Here is a 20,305-nt window from a genome sequence, read left to right on the forward strand (position 1 = left end):
CGCCTAGGAATACGTCTGAAATCGACATAAACACCCATTACCCATCAGTGCTGGGTCAAATATGCAGACACTATCCGCATCACACACACCCGCGTTGGTTGCAACAGCGGGTTCAGTATGAGGCGCTCTAGAACCCCCTTTGGGGGGGCATGAAGACAAGGCGATCAGTGTCATCGACATTCCAGATATCCTTGAAAATGTAGTCGTACCAACCTTCAGGGTCCTTCATCTTCTCGATGTGACAGGTTCCTCCGGAGAGTATCTTTCGCCACAGTCCATTTCTTTCAGCTAAGGTCGGTCCATCTGCAAATAACCGCTCGAACTGTTCGTGTTTTTCAGGCGCGATACGAAATGCACCATGAAGATGCCCCGAAGCTGGTAAGCCCTCGACAATAGCAACTGCGTGAGATCTGCGGCTTGCTCGTGTGGGCTTTGTGAACCGCGGCCCTAGTAGAGCCCTATCAACCATCATGTGAGTTTTCGCGAAAAGTTGATGTAAACCTTCGACAGATCGGAAGCGAAGTTCGTCATTCGGCTTTAAGGTAATAGCATGGCTATATCCCTGCTCGACAAAAAACTCGATCCACGCACTTCGGAGTTTGATCTTCAACACTATCTATTTATACCATCACATCGCTGCCAGAACGATATGATTCTTCGGGTTTTGGATGCTATTTACTCGCCCATTACTGCGTGCAATTCTGCTGCAAGGGCGTGACCGGGATGATCGCGGCTTTCAGCGGCGGCTCGGGGGAGGAGAACATGGGTTTGGCGTCTAGTCCTCGAGCGGTGCGGTGTCGAGGTTGGCGGGGGCGCCGAGCAGGTCGGTTGCCACGGCCTCGGCCGTCCGCATGACCCGCAACACGTTGCCGCCCGCGAGCTTGGCGAGATTGTCGTCGGACCAGCCGCGCCGCGCCAGTTCGGCGAACAGGTCGGGATAGTCGTCGACCGAATCGAGGCCGTTCACCGTCATCGAGATGCCGTCGAGGTCGCCGCCGATGCCGACATGATCGTGTCCCGCGACGCGCGCGACATGGTCGATATGGTCGGCGACGTCGGAGAGTCTGGCTTGCGGGGCGGGGTTGGCCGCCACCCACGCCTCGTAGGCAGCGCGTCCTTCCGCGCTCGGCTCGCCATCGACCATCGGGTAGCGCGCCATCAGTCGCTCCATCTCGGCCTCGCGCGTCTCGCTCCAGGCGTTGACGTCGGCATTCACGAATTGCGGCACGAACGTGACCATGACGACGCCGCCATTGTCGGGCAGGCGGCGCAGCACGTCGTCGGGCACGTTGCGGACATGGTCGGTCACGCCGCGTGCGGAGGAATGGGAGAAGATGACGGGCGCGGCGCTGACGTCCAGGGCATCGTGCATCGCGTCGGGCGTGACGTGACTGAGATCCACCAGCATCCCGATGCGATTCATCTCGCGCACGACGGACTTGCCGAAGTCCGAAAGCCCGCCATGCACAGCCTCGTCGGTCGCGCTGTCGGCCCACCCGGTCGTCTTGCTGTGCGTGAGCGTCATGTAGGCGACCCCGAGCCGCTTGAACTGGCGCAGCGCGGCGAGGTTGCCGTTGCCGATCTGGTGGCCGCCCTCGACCCCCGCCATCGCCCCGATCCGCCCGCTCCGATGCACCGCCACCACCTCGTCGGCGGTGGTCGCCCAGGCCAGGTCGCGCGGATAGGCGTGCACCATGCGATCGACGATATCGATCTGTTCAAGGGTGGTGCGCAGCGCCTCGTCGCCCGTGGTATTGGCGCTGATATAGACCGACCACATCTGCGCGCCGACATGTCCCTCGCGCATCCGCGCAAGGTCGGTCATGTAGTCGGTGCCTTCCTCGATCCCGGCGACCGAGCGCCCGTCGACTCCGCGCAGACGGATGGGCAGGTCGTTGTGGCCGTCGATCAGGGGCGTCGCGGTCAGGATGCGCTCGATCCGCGCCTCGATGGGTTCGGCGGGCTGCGCGACGGCGAGGGTCGCAAGGAGCGAGAGCATCATTCGCTGCCTCCGGCGACCGCGTCGTCGCCGAGCAACAGGTCCTGCCAGAAAGCAACCGCGGTCCAGCCGTAATAGTCGCTGTTTTCCTTCTTGGCGAAACCGTGTCCCTCGTTCTCGCCGACCATGTACCACACGTCCTGCCCGTTGGCGCGGACGCGCTCGACGAGCTGGTCGGCTTCCGACTGCGGCACACGCGGATCGTTGGCGCCCTGGATGACGAAGAGCGGATCCTCGATCTCCTCGATTCGGTTCAAGGGCGAGATCTCCTCGAGCTTCGCGCGCTGGGCGGGATCGCGCTCGTCGCCATATTCGGCACGGCGAAGGTCGCGGCGGTAGTCCTGCGTATTTTCGAGGAAGGTGACGAAGTTGGAGATGGCGACGTTGCATTCCGCGCCGACCAGCTGATCTTTGAATCGCAGGATCGAGGCGTAGCACATGTAGCCGCCGTAACTGCCGCCGCGCACGCCCATCCTGTCGCCGTCGATTGCCGGATCGGCCGCGAGCGTATCGAGGAAGGCGCCGATGTCCTTGACCGAATCCTCGCGTTTGAACGGCCCGTTGTCGAGGCTCACGAAACGCTTCCCGAAGCCCGCCGAGCCGCGGACGTTGGGGAAGAATTGCGCGATACCAAGCTCGTTGAGATAATAGTTTCGGCTGCCGAGGAAGCCGGGGCGGTACTGGCCTTCCGGCCCGCCATGGATGCTCATGAGGAGCGGGCGCGGTCCGGGGAATCTCGCGGGGTCGGGGCGGTAGAGCCAGCCCGTGACCTTTTCGCCGTCGAAGCTTTCCACCTCGACCAGTTCGGCATCGACGTTCATCTCGGGGTCGAGACCGCCTGTTTCCGACCGGGTCCAGCGCGTTACCTCAAATGTCCGCGGGTCGATCGAATAGGCATCCGATGGGCTGGTCGCGCTCGTTAACGTGAAGCCGAGCGGCCCCCACGGCGCGAAGCTGACACCGCCGATGAGGCCGGGGGGCAGCGTATCGACCTTGCGTTCGGCACCGGTCGCGATGTCGTAGAACCACAGCTGGCTCGATCCCTGCTCGTTGGTGACGACCGCGAGCATGCTGTTGTCCTCGCTGATGTCGAGGCTGGTCACTTCCCACCCGCCGAATTCGCCGATCGGATTGAAGGCGCCGGTGTCGAGGTCGAGCGTGCCTAGGCGCTTGATGTCGCTGCCGATGTCGGCGGCGATGTAGAGCGTTCCGTCGTCGGCTTCCGCCGCGCCGCCGAACGACCAGTCCTCGCCATCGGGATCGCGCACCGCTTCGAGCGCGCCCGTCGCGAGATCGAGCGTGTAGAGATCCATGTCGGTGATCGAGGTATATTTGATGATCGAGACATGGGTCTCGGCATTGTTGAAACCGCCGGGGAACCAGCCGACGCCCGGCGCCTCGAGGATCATCCGTGCGCTCGAGGGCTCGTTCGGATCCATGATGTAGATGTCCCCGTCGCGTCCGTTGCGCTTGGTCGAGGAGAAGACGATCCGGTCGCCCGCCTCGTTGAAGCCGCCAAAGCCGTTGCGGGAAGTGCCGTCGGTGAGCAGCACGAGCTTGCCGTCTTCCCAGCGATAGAGCTGCGAGAATTCGTTGCCGCCCGCGTCCTTGGAAATGACGATCGTTTCGCCGTCCTCGGAAATGGTGCCGTTCACGGGCTCGTTCTCGAAGGTCAGCTGTTCGCGCATCCCGAGCGGTCTGGCGACCCGGTGGAGCTGCGAGACATTGCCGAAGCGGGTCGAGATCAGCATCGAGCGGTCGCTCGCGTCCCAACCGCCAAAGCCCGCGGTGCGATATTCCTGATAGGGGCGGGTCGCTTCGACGAGCGCGATGGGAATGTCGGGAATGCCGCTGGTGGTCAGTTCTGCGGGTTTGGGCGCGCTCTGTGCGGTAGCGGGCGTCGCCAGTGCGAGCGCGGAAAGGGCGGTGGTGGCGGTCATCAGATGACGCATTGTGTGAGAGCTCCCCTGCTTCATGTCTGTGTGTCGAACAGACAAGCAGAGGGCGCGGCGCGAGGCAAGGCGCGCGAGGGCGGGTTGAACGTCGCGTCCGCGGCGCGCATGGCATTGCCGTATGTGGATCCTGTTCGACGATGCCCGCATGCCGGCCGAGGGCGAGGCATTGCTGTTCGATGCGCCGCACGAGACGATCGTCGCACGTAGCGTGACGGACGTCCCGGCGTCGCTCGACCGGCTTCGCGGCGCCCTCGCGAAGGGTCATCATGTCGCTGGATATCTCGCCTACGAGGCCGGCTATGCGCTCGACCCCGCGACGGCAGACCTCGAGCGATGCGGCGAGGGTCCGCTGGTCTGCTTCGGTGTCTTCGATGCGCCCACGCGTGTTGGGCGCGGATCGTTTCTCGATGCTGCCGGCCCCGCGGTCTGGTCGGCGGCGAGGCCCGCGATCGACCGTGCGGATTATCTCGCCGCCGCCGCAACCGTTCGCGAGGCGCTGTTCGCGGGCGACTATTATCAGGCCAATCTGACCTTTCCCGCGCGCCTACATGTGGGAGGCGATCCGCTGGCGCTCTACGCGCGCCTGGCCGCGCGCGGGGGCGGCGGCTGGGGGGGCGTGATGGTGCACGCGGACGGTGCGCTCGTCTCCTTGTCTCCCGAACAGTTCTTCAAGATCGAAGGCGGCCTGCTTTCCACGCGTCCGATGAAAGGCACCGCGCGCCGCCGCCGCGATGATTCCGCCGATCGCAGGGAGATCGAGCGGCTGCGCAGCGATGAAAAACAGCGCGCCGAGAATCTCATGATCGTCGATCTGTTGCGCAACGACATGGCGCGGGTGTCCGAGACGGGCAGCGTCGAGGTGCCCGAACTGTTCGCGGTGGAGACCTATCCGACCGTCCATCAGATGGTCAGCCGCATCACCTCGCGACTTCGCGAGGGTCTCGATGCCGTCGACGTGCTCGAAGCGCTTTTCCCCTGTGGATCGGTGACGGGCGCCCCCAAGATCGCCGCGATGCGCGCGCTCCACGATCTCGAGCCGCACCCGCGCGGTGCCTACACGGGATCGATGGGGTGGATCGCACCGCCCGGTAAAGATGGCGCTGGGGATGCGGCGTTTAACGTGTTGATCCGTACTATCGAGATTGTAGCGGGCAGGCCACAGGCCGTGCTCGGATTGGGATCGGGGCTTGTGGTCGATTCCGTCCCCAGCGATGAGTGGGACGAATGTTTGCTTAAAGGGGTATTCGTGAACGGGGCGGCGAACGAGTTCGATCTGATCGAGACGATGGGGTACGACCCCATGGAAGGGGTGGTTGAACTCGAGCGGCATCTGCTGCGCCTGAAGGAGACAGCGGCCGACCTCGGCTTCGCGTTCGATCGTCACGACGCCCGCAACGAATTGCAGGCCGCGACCTTCGGACATCGCGAAGAAGCGATGATGCGGTTGCTGGCCAGCAAGACCGGCGCGATCGCCATCGAGATTCGCCCGAAGGACGCGCCGCCGACCGAGCCGGTCAGTGTCCAGGTGAAGCCGCTTCCGGTCGATCCGGGCGACATGCGGCTGCGCTACAAGACGAGCGCGCGATCCTTCTACGACGCGGCGCGCGAGCCCGACGTCGCGTTCGAAACCCTGTTCGTGGATCCCGACGGCTTTCTCACCGAAGGGAGCTTCACCAACCTGTTCGTCGAGCAGGACGGAATGCTCGTGACCCCGCCGCTTTCGCGCGGGTTGCTACCCGGCGTGCTGCGGCAGAAGCTGATCGACGAAGGCAAGGCAATCGAAGGCGACGTGCGGGTCGAGGATCTTCGCAACGCGAGCAAATTCTGCATCGGCAATTCGGCGCGCGGGTTGATGAAAGCGCGGTTGGTGGCCGGCTCAGGCAGCGAGCGGGAAGCGTAGGACGCGGTCCGAGATCGGCACCAGCGCGCTGGCATCGCCGCCCATGGCCTTCAGGATTTCCGGATGGTTCGCGTCGAGACCGCCGGTAAAGGCGCCATAAGCGGGCAGGATCATCTTGGTCTCGGTGGCCACGAAACAGCGGCGCGACACCCGGCGACCGCGGGCCTTGAGGCGAAGCTTGGGGTGGAAATGGCCCGACAATTCGGGGCGCGTCTCGTGCGCCTCGGCCTCGTGGCGGAGCACCAGTCCCTCGACGACCATCTCCACCTCGATCCGCCCGCCGCAATGATCGATCATGCCGGCGTCGTGGTTGCCGGTGATCCACACCCAATCGACACTGCCCGTCAGCCGCGTGAGATGCTCGCGCGCTGCCGTGGGCAACCGGTCGCAGCCGAAACTGTCGTGGAAACTGTCGCCGAGGCAATAGACGGCCCGCGCGCCCGTGGCGGCGATGTCGTCGTCGACCCACTGGATCGTCGCCTGGCTGTCGTACGGCGGGAGCATCTGCCCGAAGCGCGCGAACCAGCTGCCTTTTTCCAAGTGCAGATCGGCGAGCAGCAGCGCACCTTGCTCAGGCCAATAGAGCGCGCCCGACGGGAGCACGCTAAAGTTACGACCAGAGAACGAAAGGGGAACCATACCCCCTCATAATCAGGCCGAGCGATTCACGCCAAGTGATTTGTGACATGCTCGCGTAGCGCGCGCGCATCGTGAAGCGCGTTGTGGGGGACGGCGCTGTTCGCGGCGGTCGAGAAGCCCGACAGGTTCATCAACTTGAGCGTGAGCGGCGGTATGGTGATCATCTCGCCCGGGCCGATGACGGGGAGCATGGCGAGATGCGCAAGGTCTTCGGGCCAGTCGGCAAGGATTTCGGGTTCGGGGTCGTGCGCGAGATAATAAGCGAGGGCGCGGGCGGCTTGTTCGCGGGAGACGGGGCCGTCCTTCAGCGCTTCGGGAACGGTGAAGAGGTAGGGAACGACGTGGCGTTGGACCCATTCGCTTTGCGCCTCTGCCGGCGCGATGACGGTATAAAATTCCTCGCCCCCGTCTTCGGGCACGAGCGCCAGGCTGATCAGCCTTCCGCCGAAGCCGTCATATTCGGTGTCGCAGAAATAGCGCATGGCCTGACGTCCTAATCGAGCCGCATCGCGGCGTCGATAAGCGCCTGTTCCGCCTCGACCAGAAGCGCTTCGTCGGCCGCGCCGCCGGGGGCCTGTTCGCGGCCGATCACGACCATCAGCGGCACCGCCATCGGCGTAACGCGCTCGGCGGTGACGTGAACCATCGTGTCGCTCGCCCGCTCGACAAGGCGGACGAGACGCCCCAGTTCGGTCATCCGCGCGCGCGCATCGTCCCACGCCGCCCGCATCAGCAGGTGGTCGGGCTCGTATTTCTTGAGGACGTCGTAGATGAGATCGGTCGAGAAGCTCACCTGCTTGCCGGTCTTGCGCTGGCCGGGGTGCTGGCGTTCGACGAGGCCGCCGATCACCGCGACTTCGCGAAAGGCACGTTTCAAAAGATGCGATTCCTCGACCCATTCCTTGAATTCGTCCTCAAGAATGTCGGCGGAAAAGAGCGTCTGCGGATCGGTGACGGGTTCGAGGCTCGAGACCGCGATGGCATAATCGTTGGCGACCCAGTTCAAGGGTTTGAGGCCCGCGCGGTCCATGCGGTTGGTGAGCAGCATGCCGAGGCTCTGGTGCGCGTTCCAGCCGTCGAAACTGTAGGCGACCATGAAATGGCGCCCCTCGTGCGGGAAGGTTTCCACAAGCAGTTCGTGCGGTTCGGGCAGGACCGAGCGGCGCGACTGGACGTCGAGCCATTCGCGCACGTCATCGGGAAAGCGCGACCATTGCGAGCGGTCGGCGAGGAAGCCGCGGACGCGAGCGGCGAGATGCGTCGACATGCTCATCCGCTGACCGCCATAGCTGACGATCCTTCCGTTCTTGGTCGAGGCGCGCACGATGATGTCGGCGTCCTTGAAGCCTTCGACTTCGAGGCTGAGGCCCGAGAAGAAGAACGCGTCGCCGACGGTGAGCGTCGCGCCGAACGTTTCTTCCACCCGCCCGATCTTGCGCCCGTTGCGAAAGCGCACGTCCATCATGACATTGTCGACGATGACGCCTGCATTGAGGCGATGCTTCTGCGCGACGATCGGCTTGGTGATGCGCCATTTTCCCGGCGCATCCTCGGTCAGCCGCTGATATTTGTCATAGGCCTTGAGCGCGTAGCCACCGGTCGAATTGAGGTGGAGGATGCGCTCCCATACCTCTTCGGTGAGACCCGCATAGGGCGCGGCGGAACGCACCTCGTCGAGCAGTTCGGCGCTGTCGAACGGCCCTGCGCAGGCGATGCCCATGACGTGCTGGGCAAGGACGTCGAGGGTGCCGGGCCGGAAGTCCTCGGGGTCGAGTTCGTCATCGGCAATGGCGTCGAGACAGGCGCGTGCTTCGAGATATTCGAACCGGTTGCCGGGGACGATCATGCCCTTCGATGGCTCGTTCAACCGGTGATTGGCGCGGCCGACGCGCTGGAGCAGGCGGCTCGAACCTTTTGGCGCGCCCATCTGTGCGACGAGATCGACGTTGCCCCAGTCCAATCCCATGTCGAGGCTGGCGGTGGCGACGAGTCCGCGCAATCGCCCGTCGGCCATCGCCAGTTCGACCTTTCGCCGCGCTTCTTTCGAGAGCGATCCGTGATGGACGCCGATCGGAAGCTGCTTGTCGTTCGCGCTCCACAAGTCCTGGAAGATCAGCTCGCAAAGCGAGCGCGTGTTGCAGAAGATGATGCTCGCGCCGTGCTGGTCGATGAGGTCGAGGACTTGGGCAGCGGCATAGCGCCCCGAATGGCCCGACCATGGGACGCGCTCCTCGGGAATGAGGATCGAGAGGTCGGCGGGGGCGCCGGGTTTGCCTTCGACGAGCCGCACCGCGTCGATGTCGCCATAGGGGGCGAGCCAGGCGCGATAGGCATCGGGGTCGGCGATGGTGGCGGACAGGCCGACGCGGCGGACAGCGGGCGACAGCTTCTGCAAGCGCGCCATCGCGAGACTGAGCAAGTCACCACGCTTTTCCTTGGCGAATGCGTGGATCTCGTCGACGATGATCGTCTTGAGGCCGGCGAACATCCGTTCGGCGTCGGGGTAGGTGAGGAGCAGCGACAGGCTCTCGGGCGTCGTCAGCAGCATCTGCGGGGGGCGGGTGCGCTGGCGCTGCTTGCGGTTGGACGGGGTGTCGCCCGAGCGCGTCTCGACGCGGATGGGGAGATCCATCTCCTCGATCGGCGTCAACAGGTTGCGCTGGACGTCGACCGCCAGCGCTTTCAGCGGGGAGATGTAGAGAGTGTGGAGCCCGTCGGTGGGCGTTTCAATGAGGTCGACGATGCTCGGCAGGAATCCCGCCAGCGTCTTGCCCGCTCCCGTCGCCGCGACGAGCAGCGCATGCTCGCCCGCGCGCGCGGCATCGAGCATACCTGCCTGATGGTCGCGCAGCCGCCAGTCGCGACGCGCGAACCAGTTTTTTACCGTGTCAGGAAGCGCTGCGCTCAGACCTCACCGTCGCGGCGTTCGGCGGCCCGGTGTTCTTCCTCGTAAAGCTCGTGCGTCGCACGCTCAGTATGCGCCACGTCGGCGGAACTGTCCTTCGCCTTGTTACGGCTCATGGCATAGAGAATGACGATCGCGATCAGCGCCGCACCGATGATGGCGATGTAGCCAAGTCCCTCGGGCATAAGAATTTCCTTTCGATTGCTCGCCGGAACGAACCGGCGTCTCGCTTGCTATAACGGCATGAGCACGCGTTTGGGTTCCTGGATCGAGCCTTTCCCCGAAGGTATCTACGTGAAGCCCGCCGACGCGTGGGTCGATCCCATGCAGCCCAAGGACAAGGCGCTGGTGACGCACGGCCATGCCGACCATGCGCGTGGCGGGCATGGCGCGGTCTGGGCGACGCCCGAGACGCTGGCGATCATGGGCGTGCGTTACGGCGAGCAGACCGAGAAGCCCGTCCAATATGGAGAGACGCAGCGCGTGGGCGAGGTGGACGTCAGTTTCGTGCCCGCCGGCCATGTGCTGGGCTCGGCGCAGATTGTGCTCGACTATCAGGGCGAGCGGGTGGTGGTGTCGGGCGACTACAAGCGCCGGAGCGATCCGACCTGTGAGCCTTTCGTCGTCACGCCTTGCGACATCTTCATTACCGAGGCGACCTTCGGATTGCCCGTCTTCCGTCATCCCGACACCGGGGCGGAAGTGGATCGTCTGTTGAAGCGTCTCCACGACGAACCGGGGCGCTGCGTGCTGGTCGGTGCCTATGCGCTCGGGAAGGCGCAGCGGGTCGTGAAGGAGTTGCGGCTGCGCGGCCATGACGCCCCCATCTACTATCACGGTGCGATGGAGCGATTGTGCAACCTATATGAAGAGCTTGGCGTCGATCTTGGCGAACTGCGCCCCGCGACGGGCGCGCCGAAGGACGAGCTCAGAGACCGCATCATCATTTGCCCACCGGGCCAGCTCAACGACCGCTGGGCGCGGCGGCTCCCCGATCCGGTGACCGCGATGGCGTCGGGGTGGATGCGTGTCCGCCAGCGCGCCCGCCAGCGCAATGTCGAGCTGCCGCTGATCATTTCGGATCATGCGGACTGGGACGAGCTGACCACGACGATCCGCGAGGTGGCGCCGCGCGAGGTATGGATCACCCACGGTCGCGAGGATGCGCTCAAGCACTGGTGCCTGACACGACAGATCAAGGCCCGGGAACTTCGGTTGTTGGGCCGTGAAGAGGAGGACGATTGATGCGTGAACTGATGGTCATCGGCGGCGCGCTGCTGCTCGCCGCTTGCGGCAGCGGCGATGTCGAGAGTGAAACCGTCGAGAGCGATACCGACGCGACGGCGCCCGCCGGCAGCGATGCCGAAACGGTACCCGAGGGCGATGCCGAAGTGCGGCTCGATGAAAACGGCGCGATGGTGCGCGATCCGGCGCCCTCGAACAGTGAATATAGCGACCTTGGCGATTGCACGACGGTCCGGCTCTACGAGGAAGGCGGCGGCTTCGAAGAGAGCTGCGAGGGGCCTAGCGGCTGGAAGCTGACTTACACCCAGTCCGACCTGCGCGAAAATCTCGTTCTCATCGATGCCGAGGGGACCGAGCATGAACTGGCGCTCTCCGAACAGATCGCCAAGGGCGCGTTCAACGATCTCGGGCGCACCGTCGAGTGGCGGTCGGCCGAGGGCTCTAGCGATCCCCGTGCGATGATCGTGCGGATGAACGTCGCCCAGCCCGACCCGATGAGCGCCGATCGTTCGGTCCTGGGTGTCGTGCGCCTCGACGGACCCGTCTGCCTGATCGGCACGGTGCCGCCGGGCCCCGGTCAGAATGTCGCCGCCCGAAAGCTCGCCGACCGCGAGCAACTTTCCGATTGTCTCGACGGCTCGGAACGACCCGCGTCTCCCGACGCTTGATAGAAAGTTGCAAAAGGAGACGAACATGAAGGTACATGGCTATGGCGCGCTCAAGGCCGGCGCGAAGATGATCCCGGTCCAATTCGAGCGCGAAGCGCTGCGCGCGGGCGAGGTGGCGATCGAGATCTCGCATTGCGGCGTGTGTCATTCGGACCTTCATCAGGTAAACAACGACTGGAAGAACAGCGTCTACCCCTGCGTTCCCGGCCACGAGATCGTCGGCACCGTCACCGAGGTCGGCGAGGGCGTCGAGAAATTCGCCAAGGGTGACAAGGTCGGCGTCGGCTGCATGGTCAACAGCTGCCAGGAATGCGCCAATTGCACCGCGGGCGAGGAGCAATATTGCACCGGCCCGAAGGGGTTCACCGCGACCTATAACGGCCCCGCCAACCCCGACGGCACCAACAGCTACGGCGGCTATTCGGACGGCATCATCGTGCGCGAGGAATTCGTGGTGAAGATCCCCGACGGCCTCAAGCCCGAGGAAGCCGCGCCGATCCTGTGCGCGGGCATCACCACCTACCAGCCGATGAAGCATTGGGGCGTCAAGATGGGCGACCGCGTCGGCATCGCGGGCATCGGCGGCCTCGGGCACCTCGCGATCGAGACCGCCAAGGCGCTGGGCGCCCATGTCGTAGCGCTCACCACTTCACCGGAAAAGAAGGACGAGATCCTGGGCGATCTCGGCGCCGACGAGGTCATCGTGATGAGCGACAAGGAGGCAATGAAGAAGGCCGCGATGAGCCTCGACTTCCTCCTCTCGACCATTCCCTACAAGCACGACATCAACCCCTATGTCGGCCTCATGAAGAAGAACACGACGATCGCGATCGTCGGCAACATCATCGGGTTCGACGACATCAACATGGCGCCGCTCGTCTTCAACCGCATCCAGCTGGCCGGCAGCCTCATCGGCGGGGTCGAGGACACGCAGGAAATCCTCGATTTCTACGCCGAGCACGGCATCAAGCCCGACGTTACCCTCATCGCGCCCGAAGACATCAACGAGGCGTTCGACCGGATGAAGAACGAAAATGTCCGCTTCCGCCACGTCATCGACATGAGCCTGCTGAAGGCCGCCGATGGCGACGAGAAGCTGGAACAGCCGGTGCGCGGCGAGGTCGTCGGGCGCGAGTAGGCGGCTAGCTGCGTTCGACGCCGAGTTTGGAGAGTTCGGCGTCGATCATCGCCACCAGTCGTTCCAGCGCCGCTTCGTCGTCTGCCTCCGCGCGCGCCGCAAGAACGTCCTGCGTGTTCGAGGCGCGGATGAGCCACCAGCCGTCCTGCGTGGTGACCCGGGCACCATCGGTGTCGTCGATGTCCGCACCTTGCGCGCGCAGATTGGCGAGCAGCGCATCAACGACGGCGAACTTGTCTTTTCCACCGACCTCGAACCGCATCTCGGGCGTCGCCACGCTTCTGGGCATCGCATCGACCAGTTCGGTCAGGCTCTTCCCCGAGGCCGCGATCGCCTCGATGAGGCGGACCGCCGCATAGAGCGCATCGTCGAAGCCGTACCAGCGGTGCTTGAAGAAGATATGCCCGCTCATCTCGCCTGCCAGCGGCGCGCCGGTTTCCTTCATCTTCGCCTTGATGAGGCTGTGGCCCGTCTTCCACATCAAGGGTTCGCCGCCCAGATCCGCGACCCGCTCGAAGAAGGTCTTGGACGCCTTGACGTCCGCGATGATCGTCGCGCCGGGATGCGCTTCGAGCACGGGGGCCGCGAGTAGCATCAGGATCTGGTCGCCCCAGACTACCCGGCCCTTTCCGTCGACCGCGCCGATACGGTCGCCATCACCGTCGAAGGCGATACCGAAGTCGAGGTCCTTCTCGGCAACGAGCGCCTTCAGATCTTCCAGATTCTTCTCGACCGTCGGGTCGGGATGGTGATTTGGGAAAGCGCCGTCGACCTCGGTGTAGATGGCGTGATGTTCGCCCGGTAGCGCCGCAATCAGCTGTTCGAGGGCCGGACCCGCCGCCCCGTTGCCCGCGTCCCAGCCGATCCGGAAAGCGCCGCCCTGGAAATCATGCGTCAGCCGCGCGACATAATCGTCGAGAACGTCGGCCTGTCCGAGCGAACCGCTGCCTGAATTCCAGTCGCCTCCCTCGGCGATACGGCCCAATTCCTGGATCGCTTCGCCATGGATCGAGCCGCCGCCCAAGAGCATCTTGAAGCCGTTATAGTCGGAGGGGTTGTGGCTGCCGGTGACCTGGATGCCGCCGCCCACGTCGAGCGTCTCGACCGCATAATAGAGCATCGGCGAGGGACCCATGCCGACGTCGACGACGTCGATCCCTCCTTCACGAAGACCCTCGATCAGCGCACTTTGCATCGCCGGTCCATGGTCCCGCCCGTCGCGTCCGACCGCGAGCCGCGTGACGCCGTGCTGCGAGGCCTTCGTGGCGAAGGCCCGGCCGAGCAAGCGCGCATCGTCTTCGCTCAGGGTATCGCCGACCACCCCACGGATATCGTACTGGCGCAGGATCGACGGGTCGAAGCGATGGGTCATCAGCTGGCTTTCTTCTTTTCGGCGGGATCGGTGAGGCCCAAACCCGAGACCATCTCGCGCAATTCCTGCCGAGCGGCGACATGAGCGATGCCGACGCCGGTGAGGTGCGGGAAATCGAGGAGCGTCAATCCTTTTGGAAACAGTTCGCGAAAGATGACGCGCTCGGCGAGTCCGGGAATGACGCGGAAGCCGACGCGCGGGGCAAGCTGCGAGAGGGCCTGGCCCATCCGCTCCTTGTTGTGGCTCTCGACATGCTGAAGGCGGTTTCGCAGCACCACCCAGTCGACGCTGCGGCCGAGCTCCTTGGCGCGGCGCTGGCGCGATTGCCAGATAAGGTCCGCGTAGAAGCTGGGTTTGGTGACCGCATAGGTGTCGGGATCGACTTGCCCGATGAGGTCGAGATCGACGAAACTGTCGTTGATCGGTGTGACGAGCGTGTCGGCGAACAGGATGGCGGTGCGCGCCATGTCGTCGTCGCGTCCCGGCGTGTCGACGATCACGAAGTCCGCGCCGGTGGCGACCCGCGAGAGCGCGGCGTCGAATGCCTCGTCGGTCCGTTCCTCGAGGACCTCATAGGCGATCATGGGCAGATCGGCGTCCATGCGCTTGGCCGTCGCCGCACGGTTTTCCAGATAGCGCGTCATGGTGCGCTGGCGCTGGTCGAGATCGAGCGCGCCGACCTTGTAGCCGGACGCGGCGAGCGCGATGGCGGTATGAACGGCGGTCGTGGACTTGCCGGTGCCGCCCTTCTCATTGGCGAAGATAATGAAATGCGGCTGGCCCATGGCCTCGCTGCCCCTTAGAAGAATTCCTGTTTTTCAAGCCTTATCGGAGGGGCAGGGCGCGTGCAAATCATTCGGGACAAACACGAATTGAACGAGGCACTGGCGGAGGCAAGGGCGCGCGGAACGGTCGCGCTCGTCCCGACGATGGGCGCGCTGCACGAGGGCCACCTGGCGCTCGTCAATGCCGCGCGCGAGACCGCCGATACGGTCATCGCATCGATCTTCGTCAATCCGCTGCAGTTCAACGATGCGGGCGATCTGGAACGCTATCCGCGCGACGAGGCGGCCGATGCCGCCATGCTGGAAGGCGCGGGCTGTGACCTGGTCTGGCTACCGACGCCCGAGGCGCTCTATCCGCCGGGGTTCGCCACCAGCGTCCATGTTGCGGGCATCACCGGCCGGTGGGAAGGCGCGCATCGCCCCGGCCATTTCGACGGCGTCGCGACGGTCGTGACGAAGCTGTTCACCAACGTGCGGCCCGACGCGGCCGTTTTCGGCGAAAAGGATTTCCAGCAATTGGCGCTCATCCGCCGTCTCAATGCCGATCTTGATCTCGGCGTACAGATCGTGGGGTTGGAAACCGTACGCGCCGAGGATGGGTTGGCGCTGTCGTCGCGCAATGCCTTACTGTCCGAGGCCCAGCGGGAAGCGGCGCCCCAGCTGGCGCGCTCGCTCATGCAGGCGCGCGATGCGATCCGGGTCGGCGACCCCGTCGAGGCAGCGCTGACCATGGCACGGGGCGAACTCGAGAAGGCGGGCTTCGCGCCGATCGACTATCTTGCCTATGTCGATCCCGACACGCTCGAACCCTTGGAAACCGCGTCGCAAGACTCGCGCCTGATAGCCGCGGCCACGCTCGGCAACGTCCGTCTCATCGATAATATTGCAGGATGAATTTGGCGGTGCGGGCCAAGTTTTTGCCGCGTTAACCATTTGTCAGCATCGAATCGCGATCACTGGTGCATCGGAAGCGGCGGGGAAGGTCGCTGCCGGCAACAGGGAGACGACGACATGGCAATCCATCAGGCAACCGCCGACCTCATGATCGAACGCCGCATCGACGATGCGATGCACGGGGACGTCGACGCGCTTTTCGAACTGGGCGTCGCTTATTCGACGGGCCGCGGCGGCTGCGCCGTCGACCTCATCGAGGCGCACAAGTGGTTCAACCTCGGCGCCCTCAATGGCGACACGCGCTCGCAGCAGTGCCGTGCCGAGATCAGCGTCGAAATGACCGCCCGCGAGATCGCCGAAGCGCAGAAGAGCGCGCGGGCGTTCCTCAGCATGGGTGGCGCGGGCGCTGCCAACCGCTACGCCGCGTAGACCATAAAAAAGGGGCGCCGGTTTCCCGAGCGCCCCTCGCTTTCAAACGGGTCGGCCGTTAGCGGACGACGACCGTCACGCTGCGACGGTTCTGCGCCCAGGCCTGTTCGTCGGAGCCAAGCGCGACCGGCCGTTCCTTTCCCCAGCTGACCGTGGTCAAGCGGTTGTTGGGAACCCCCATCGAGACGAGATATTCGCGCGCCGCGTTGGCGCGCTGCTCGCCGAGCGCGAGGTTGTATTCGCGCGTGCCGCGCTCGTCGGCGTGGCCTTCGATCGAGGCATTGACGCTCGGATTGGCGATCATCCAGCGCGCCTGCGCTTCCAAGGTGGCGCGCGCATCGCTCTCCAGATTGTACTGGTCGGTCATGAAATAGATGGTGTCGGACCCGGCGGCGGCGATGAGGTCCGCCTGCGCGCCCGGAAGTTCGACCAGATCGAGATCATCATCGGCCACAGTATTCGACGGGGTCGTATCCTCGACTATATCGCCCGATGCGGAGACGACGTCGTCATCTTTCGAGCCGCAGGCGGCGAGTACGGCGCAGGCCGCCGTCACGAGTAGCAGTTTCTTCATAGCAGGAACTCCTGTTCAACAATCAGTTTTGCAACGGCGACCAGCTGGGGTCGGATCCCCCGAGCGGAGTCGGCATGATACGCGGTCTACCCCCGTTCACGGGAACGGCATAGAGGGTCGCATCGCCCGAACCGCGGTCGGTACGATGGAACATCACGAACTGGCCGTTGGGCGCCCAGCTGGCGCCCTCGTCCTGCCAGGCACTCGTCAGCAGCCGCTCGCCGCCCCCGCTCGGGCTCATCACGCCGATGCGGAACTGGCCGCCGCCGATCTTGGTGAAGGCGATGCGGTTACCCTGCGGGCTCCAGGCGGGCGAGGCATATTGGCCGCCGCCGAAGCTGATGCGCTTCTGGTTCGAGCCGTCGGCGTTCATCACGTAGAGCTGCTGCGAACCCGAGCGATCGCTTTCGAAAACGATCTGGCGGCCGTCGGGCGAGAAGCTGGGTGCGGTATCGACGCCCTGCATCGTGGTCAGCCGCCGCGGCGTTCCGCCATTCGCGCCCACGACATAGATGTCGGTATTGCCGTCCTCGGCCATCGAAAAGACGATCTGGCGACCGTCGGGCGAATAGCTCGGTGCGAAGGTGAAGGCGGTGCCGGGCACGAGAAGGCGCGACTGGCCCGTGTCGAGATCGAGCACGTAGCTGCGCGGGCGACGGCCCTTGTAGCTCATGTAGACGAGCTGGCGGCCGGTCGGGCTGAAGCGCGGCGTCAGCACCGTCTCGAGGCCCTCGGTCAGATAGCGGTGGTTCTCGCCGTCCGAATCCATGATGGCGATGCGCTTGGTGCGGTTGGCCTTGCCGCCCGTCTCGGCGACATAGACGACGCGCGTGTCGAGGAACGGCTCCTCGCCGGAAAGGCGCGAATAGATGGCATCGGCGCACTTCGTGGCGGCGCGGCGCCAGTCCGACGGCGCGACGGCATAACCCTGCCGCACCAGTTCGCGGCCCGTGACGGCGTCGAACAGGTAGCAGGCGACCGTCAGGCGACCATCGCCGGTATATTCGGTATAACCTGTCACCAGCGCGCTTGCGCCCGAGCGACGCCAGTCGTTGAAGTCGGGCGCGGTCACTTCCTCGTTACGCAGACGCCGGATGCCGACCGGGCCGATGGGCGTGATGATACCCGTGCGGCGCAATTGGTTGGAGATCACGACCGCCACGTTGTTCGAGAGCGTGTCGATATTGCCGACGGGCCCCGAGGCGGGACCGCGCGCGGCGAACTGCGGCACCGCGACGGGCTGTGCCGCCTGCTGGCCGCCGACGACATCGACTTCCACGGGGCCTGTATCCTGCGCGGCCGCGGGCAGCGGGGCCAGCAGCGCGAGAACGGCGATCAATCGGATGAGCTTGTGCATCATGTCTCCTGTCACGGAAGTCTATAGCTGGCGCGGACCTGTTTCCAGCCGCCCGATGGCGTATCGTAGAGATCGGCGGGCAGGCCGTCGTAGGGTGCGCAACCCTGATAGGCGGCGATGGCGAGATCCTTGACCCGCTGTTCGTAGCGGCTGTTGTCGCCGTTGACGCCGGTCGTCGAGATGACGCGGGGCGAGCCCGCCAGCCGCCCCGACCGATCGAGACGCAGATCGAGCGTCACCTTGATCTGGTTGGCACCGGGGCCGGGGTCGATCTGGCGGTTGGCGCAGGGCTGCACCTGGCGGGCGATGACGCTGGCGACATTGGCCTGCGCCGCGGCGCTATAGGTCGGTGCGGCGGGCGTGGGGTTGGACGCCTGGCCGCGGCGGCTGTTGCCGTCGGGAACGCCGTCGAGAATGTCTTCAAGGCCGGGATTGCGCCGCGCCGGTCGCGACGGGCGCGTCGGAGCCGGGCGCTCGGGGGTGCGTGCCGTCGTGGGCGCGGCCTCGCGCGGGCGCGGCGTCGGCGTCGGGCGCGGGCTCGGCGCGGGCGTCGGTTCGATACGGGCCGGTTCGGGGAGCGGTTCGGGCGGCAAGGGCACGTCCTCGACCGGGTCGGTCGTCTGCGAACGAGCCGCTTCCTGCGGGATCGGGGAGGGAGCGGACGCCTGCAGCCCGACCTCGTCGACGAACTCGACGAAGACGGGCGCGCTTTCGACCATCGGCGCTGGTTTGGCGAGCGACAGGCTAAGGGCCGCGACCAGCGCGACGTGCAGGGTCAGCGCCATGGCGTTGCCGCCCCATTCGCCGACGTCCAGCTTCACCGCTCTCCCTCTCCGACCGAGACGAGCGCGACGCGATTGAGGCCCGCGGCATTGAGCTCGCCCATCACGCGCATGACGCGGCCATAGTCGAGCGTGCGGTCGGCGCGCAGGTAGACGCGGCGGCCTTCCTCGGGCGCGGGTTCCGCAGCGATGGCGGCGAGGCGCGCGGAAAGCTCGTCGTCCGCGACCGTCTCGTCATCGATCGAAATGACTCCCTCGCCGTCGATCGACAGCTGGACGGGTTCGTTATTCTGGTCGAGCGTCTCGGCGCGGCTTTCGGGAAGATCCACCGCGACCCCGGCGACCAGCAGGGGCGCGGTGACCATGAAGATGATCAGCAGCACGAGCATGACATCGACGAGCGGCGTGACGTTGATCTCGGCCATCGGCGCCCGCCGACCGCGACCGCGCCGTCCGCGCTTGCCGGAAGTGGCGACGCCCATCGCCATTCAGGCGCGCTCCAGCTGGCGGCTGAGCGTTGCCTGGAACCGGTCGGAGAAGCGCACCAGCTCGTTCTCGAACGTGTCGAGGCGGTGGGTGAGGCGGTTGTAGGCGATGACCGCGGGGATGGCGGCGAACAGGCCGATAGCAGTCGCGAACAGCGCTTCCGCGATGCCCGGCGCGACGACCGCCAGCGAGGTGTTGTTTGCCCCCGCGATCGCGGTGAAGGAGCGCATGATGCCCCAGACGGTGCCGAACAGCCCGACGAAGGGCGCGACCGAGCCGACGGTGGCGAGAAAGTTCAGGCGATCCGAAAGCTTCTCGAGTTCGCCCGCCATCGCATCTTCGGTGGCGACGGCGATCCGTTCGCGCACGGCGGGTCGATCGACCGCGCCCGCACGGGTCGAACGATGGAATTCATCGGTACCGGCACGCAGGATCCGCGCCGCGACGGTCTTGTCGTTGCGGTGCTGCTCGAGGAAATCATCGATATTCTTGGTCTTCCAGAAGTCCTCGGCGGTCTTGCGCGAGGCCTTGCGCGCGCTCGACAGGCGCGAGGCGTGGGTGAAGATGATCCCCCACGTCCAGACGCTTGCGATCAGCAGGCCCAGCATGACGGCTTTGACCACGATGTCGGCGTGGAGGAACAGCGTGAGCGGGCTCATCAGGTTTTCGGATGGTGTGAGGCTCGCGATCGTGAGGCCGGCAGCGTTCAAACGTCATTCCCTTCTTCGACGGCGCGGAATTTCTCGATCCATTGGGGAGGTTGCCGTCGCGGCCTCCCACCTGGTGATAGAAACGCGGCGGTGACCTTCGCTTGCGCCAGAAGTTCATCGTCGCGCATGACTCGCTGCTGAATAAGGCAGCTGGCGGCGCGTACCGTGCGGACAATGCTCTCGACGATCAGCGCGTCGTCGAGCTTCGCAGGCGCCTTCCAGTCGATGTCCATATGCGTGACCGCATAGGAGCCCAACCCCTCGTCGTGCGCGGCGCGCTGGTCGATGCCGACCTGCCGGAGCATGTCGGAACGCGCGCGCTCGAAATAGCGCAGATAGTTGGCGTGATAGACGATTCCCGACAAATCGGTGTCCTCGAAATAGACGCGCACCGGAAAGCGATGCGTTTTGCCTTCGAAGGCACCGGAAGCGGGGGTGAGCGTCATGACGCGCCTCTTAACGCGGCT

General features: G+C 65.0%; 21 protein-coding genes. 6 read left to right on the forward strand and 15 right to left on the reverse strand.

The features are described from left to right. Window positions 1–127: 127 nt before the first annotated feature. The 3 genes from WJS89_RS09225 to WJS89_RS09235 all read right to left on the reverse strand — a co-directional run bounded on the left by WJS89_RS09225 (window position 128) and on the right by WJS89_RS09235 (window position 3,939). Window positions 128–610, reverse strand: a complete 483-nt coding sequence (locus WJS89_RS09225) for a hypothetical protein (RefSeq protein ID WP_346340647.1) — start codon at window positions 608–610, stop codon at window positions 128–130. A gap of 165 nt (window positions 611–775) precedes the next feature. After that, window positions 776–2,002: a dipeptidase gene (locus WJS89_RS09230; RefSeq protein ID WP_346340648.1), complete on the reverse strand. Its 1,227-nt coding sequence runs from the start codon at window positions 2,000–2,002 to the stop codon at window positions 776–778. Next, entirely contained in the window at window positions 1,999–3,939 is a 1,941-nt protein-coding gene (locus WJS89_RS09235; protein WP_346340649.1) for a S9 family peptidase, read from the reverse strand. Before WJS89_RS09235 ends, WJS89_RS09230 begins: the two co-directional genes overlap by 4 nt. A 133-nt stretch (window positions 3,940–4,072) precedes the next feature. Here WJS89_RS09235 and pabB point away from each other — a divergent pair, with 133 nt between their 5' ends. Then, window positions 4,073–5,854 carry an aminodeoxychorismate synthase component I gene (gene pabB, locus WJS89_RS09240; RefSeq protein WP_346340650.1) on the forward strand — a complete coding sequence of 594 codons (1,782 nt, stop codon included), beginning with the start codon at window positions 4,073–4,075 and terminating at the stop codon, window positions 5,852–5,854. On the opposite strand, the gene pdeM is transcribed toward pabB, so the two are convergent. The 4 genes from pdeM to WJS89_RS09260 are packed head-to-tail and all read right to left on the reverse strand — an operon-like array spanning window position 5,831 to window position 9,583. Continuing rightward, window positions 5,831–6,493, reverse strand: a complete 663-nt coding sequence (gene pdeM, locus WJS89_RS09245; protein WP_346340651.1) for a ligase-associated DNA damage response endonuclease PdeM — start codon at window positions 6,491–6,493, stop codon at window positions 5,831–5,833. The two genes, pabB and pdeM, sit on opposite strands and share 24 nt — an antisense overlap. Before the next feature lie 26 nt (window positions 6,494–6,519). Further along, on the reverse strand, window positions 6,520–6,975 hold the full coding sequence (locus tag WJS89_RS09250) for a hypothetical protein (RefSeq protein ID WP_346340652.1): 456 nt from the start codon (window positions 6,973–6,975) through the stop codon (window positions 6,520–6,522). Between the two features lie 11 nt (window positions 6,976–6,986). Then, window positions 6,987–9,401 carry a ligase-associated DNA damage response DEXH box helicase gene (locus tag WJS89_RS09255; RefSeq protein WP_346341199.1) on the reverse strand — a complete coding sequence of 805 codons (2,415 nt, stop codon included), beginning with the start codon at window positions 9,399–9,401 and terminating at the stop codon, window positions 6,987–6,989. Continuing rightward, the gene (locus tag WJS89_RS09260) at window positions 9,398–9,583 is read right to left on the reverse strand and encodes a hypothetical protein (RefSeq protein WP_346340653.1); all 186 of its coding nucleotides are present in this window, start codon (window positions 9,581–9,583) and stop codon (window positions 9,398–9,400) included. The genes WJS89_RS09255 and WJS89_RS09260 overlap by 4 nt, the downstream gene beginning before the upstream one ends. Window positions 9,584–9,641: 58 nt before the next feature. Here WJS89_RS09260 and WJS89_RS09265 point away from each other — a divergent pair, with 58 nt between their 5' ends. The 3 genes from WJS89_RS09265 to WJS89_RS09275 are packed head-to-tail and all read left to right on the forward strand — an operon-like array spanning window position 9,642 to window position 12,449. Next, the gene (locus WJS89_RS09265) at window positions 9,642–10,643 is read left to right on the forward strand and encodes a ligase-associated DNA damage response exonuclease (protein WP_346340654.1); all 1,002 of its coding nucleotides are present in this window, start codon (window positions 9,642–9,644) and stop codon (window positions 10,641–10,643) included. Beyond that, window positions 10,643–11,311, forward strand: a complete 669-nt coding sequence (locus tag WJS89_RS09270; protein WP_346340655.1) for a hypothetical protein — start codon at window positions 10,643–10,645, stop codon at window positions 11,309–11,311. Before WJS89_RS09265 ends, WJS89_RS09270 begins: the two co-directional genes overlap by 1 nt. A 25-nt stretch (window positions 11,312–11,336) precedes the next feature. Further along, complete coding sequence (locus tag WJS89_RS09275; protein ID WP_346340656.1) at window positions 11,337–12,449, forward strand: NAD(P)-dependent alcohol dehydrogenase; 1,113 nt, start codon at window positions 11,337–11,339, stop codon at window positions 12,447–12,449. Window positions 12,450–12,453: 4 nt separating this feature from the next. On the opposite strand, the gene pgmG is transcribed toward WJS89_RS09275, so the two are convergent. Continuing rightward, window positions 12,454–13,821, reverse strand: a complete 1,368-nt coding sequence (gene pgmG / locus WJS89_RS09280) for a phosphoglucomutase/phosphomannomutase PgmG (protein WP_346340657.1) — start codon at window positions 13,819–13,821, stop codon at window positions 12,454–12,456. Further along, on the reverse strand, window positions 13,821–14,606 hold the full coding sequence (locus WJS89_RS09285; RefSeq protein ID WP_346340658.1) for a division plane positioning ATPase MipZ: 786 nt from the start codon (window positions 14,604–14,606) through the stop codon (window positions 13,821–13,823). The genes pgmG and WJS89_RS09285 overlap by 1 nt, the downstream gene beginning before the upstream one ends. Window positions 14,607–14,666: 60 nt before the next feature. On the opposite strand from WJS89_RS09285, the gene panC reads away from it, so the two are divergent. Further along, the gene (gene panC / locus WJS89_RS09290; protein WP_346340659.1) at window positions 14,667–15,500 is read left to right on the forward strand and encodes a pantoate--beta-alanine ligase; all 834 of its coding nucleotides are present in this window, start codon (window positions 14,667–14,669) and stop codon (window positions 15,498–15,500) included. 117 nt (window positions 15,501–15,617) lie between these two features. Next, window positions 15,618–15,929: an SEL1-like repeat protein gene (locus WJS89_RS09295; protein ID WP_346340660.1), complete on the forward strand. Its 312-nt coding sequence runs from the start codon at window positions 15,618–15,620 to the stop codon at window positions 15,927–15,929. 58 nt (window positions 15,930–15,987) lie between these two features. Here WJS89_RS09295 and pal read toward each other — a convergent pair whose 3' ends face one another. From pal to ybgC, 6 genes are read right to left on the reverse strand one after another with little or no spacing between them, the layout of a single operon-like run. Continuing rightward, a complete protein-coding gene (pal, locus tag WJS89_RS09300; RefSeq protein WP_346340661.1) occupies window positions 15,988–16,503 on the reverse strand; it encodes a peptidoglycan-associated lipoprotein Pal in 516 nt (171 codons plus the stop codon). 22 nt (window positions 16,504–16,525) lie between these two features. Continuing rightward, entirely contained in the window at window positions 16,526–17,863 is a 1,338-nt protein-coding gene (gene tolB, locus WJS89_RS09305) for a Tol-Pal system beta propeller repeat protein TolB (RefSeq protein ID WP_346340662.1), read from the reverse strand. 8 nt (window positions 17,864–17,871) lie between these two features. Then, window positions 17,872–18,681, reverse strand: a complete 810-nt coding sequence (locus WJS89_RS09310) for a hypothetical protein (protein ID WP_346340663.1) — start codon at window positions 18,679–18,681, stop codon at window positions 17,872–17,874. Next, window positions 18,678–19,130 (reverse strand): protein TolR, encoded by a 453-nt coding sequence (gene tolR, locus WJS89_RS09315; protein ID WP_346340664.1) that lies wholly within the window; start codon window positions 19,128–19,130, stop codon window positions 18,678–18,680. The genes WJS89_RS09310 and tolR overlap by 4 nt, the downstream gene beginning before the upstream one ends. After that, window positions 19,131–19,787, reverse strand: coding sequence for a protein TolQ (gene tolQ, locus WJS89_RS09320; protein ID WP_346340665.1), 657 nt, complete (start codon window positions 19,785–19,787; stop codon window positions 19,131–19,133). A 47-nt stretch (window positions 19,788–19,834) separates the two neighbouring features. After that, window positions 19,835–20,284 carry a tol-pal system-associated acyl-CoA thioesterase gene (gene ybgC, locus WJS89_RS09325; protein ID WP_346340666.1) on the reverse strand — a complete coding sequence of 150 codons (450 nt, stop codon included), beginning with the start codon at window positions 20,282–20,284 and terminating at the stop codon, window positions 19,835–19,837. Between the last annotated feature and the right edge of the window lie 21 nt (window positions 20,285–20,305).

Origin of the sequence: Sphingomicrobium aquimarinum (genome assembly GCF_039655735.1) — a bacterium.
In the GTDB taxonomy this organism is placed as follows: Bacteria; Pseudomonadota; Alphaproteobacteria; order Sphingomonadales; family Sphingomonadaceae; genus Sphingomicrobium; species Sphingomicrobium aquimarinum.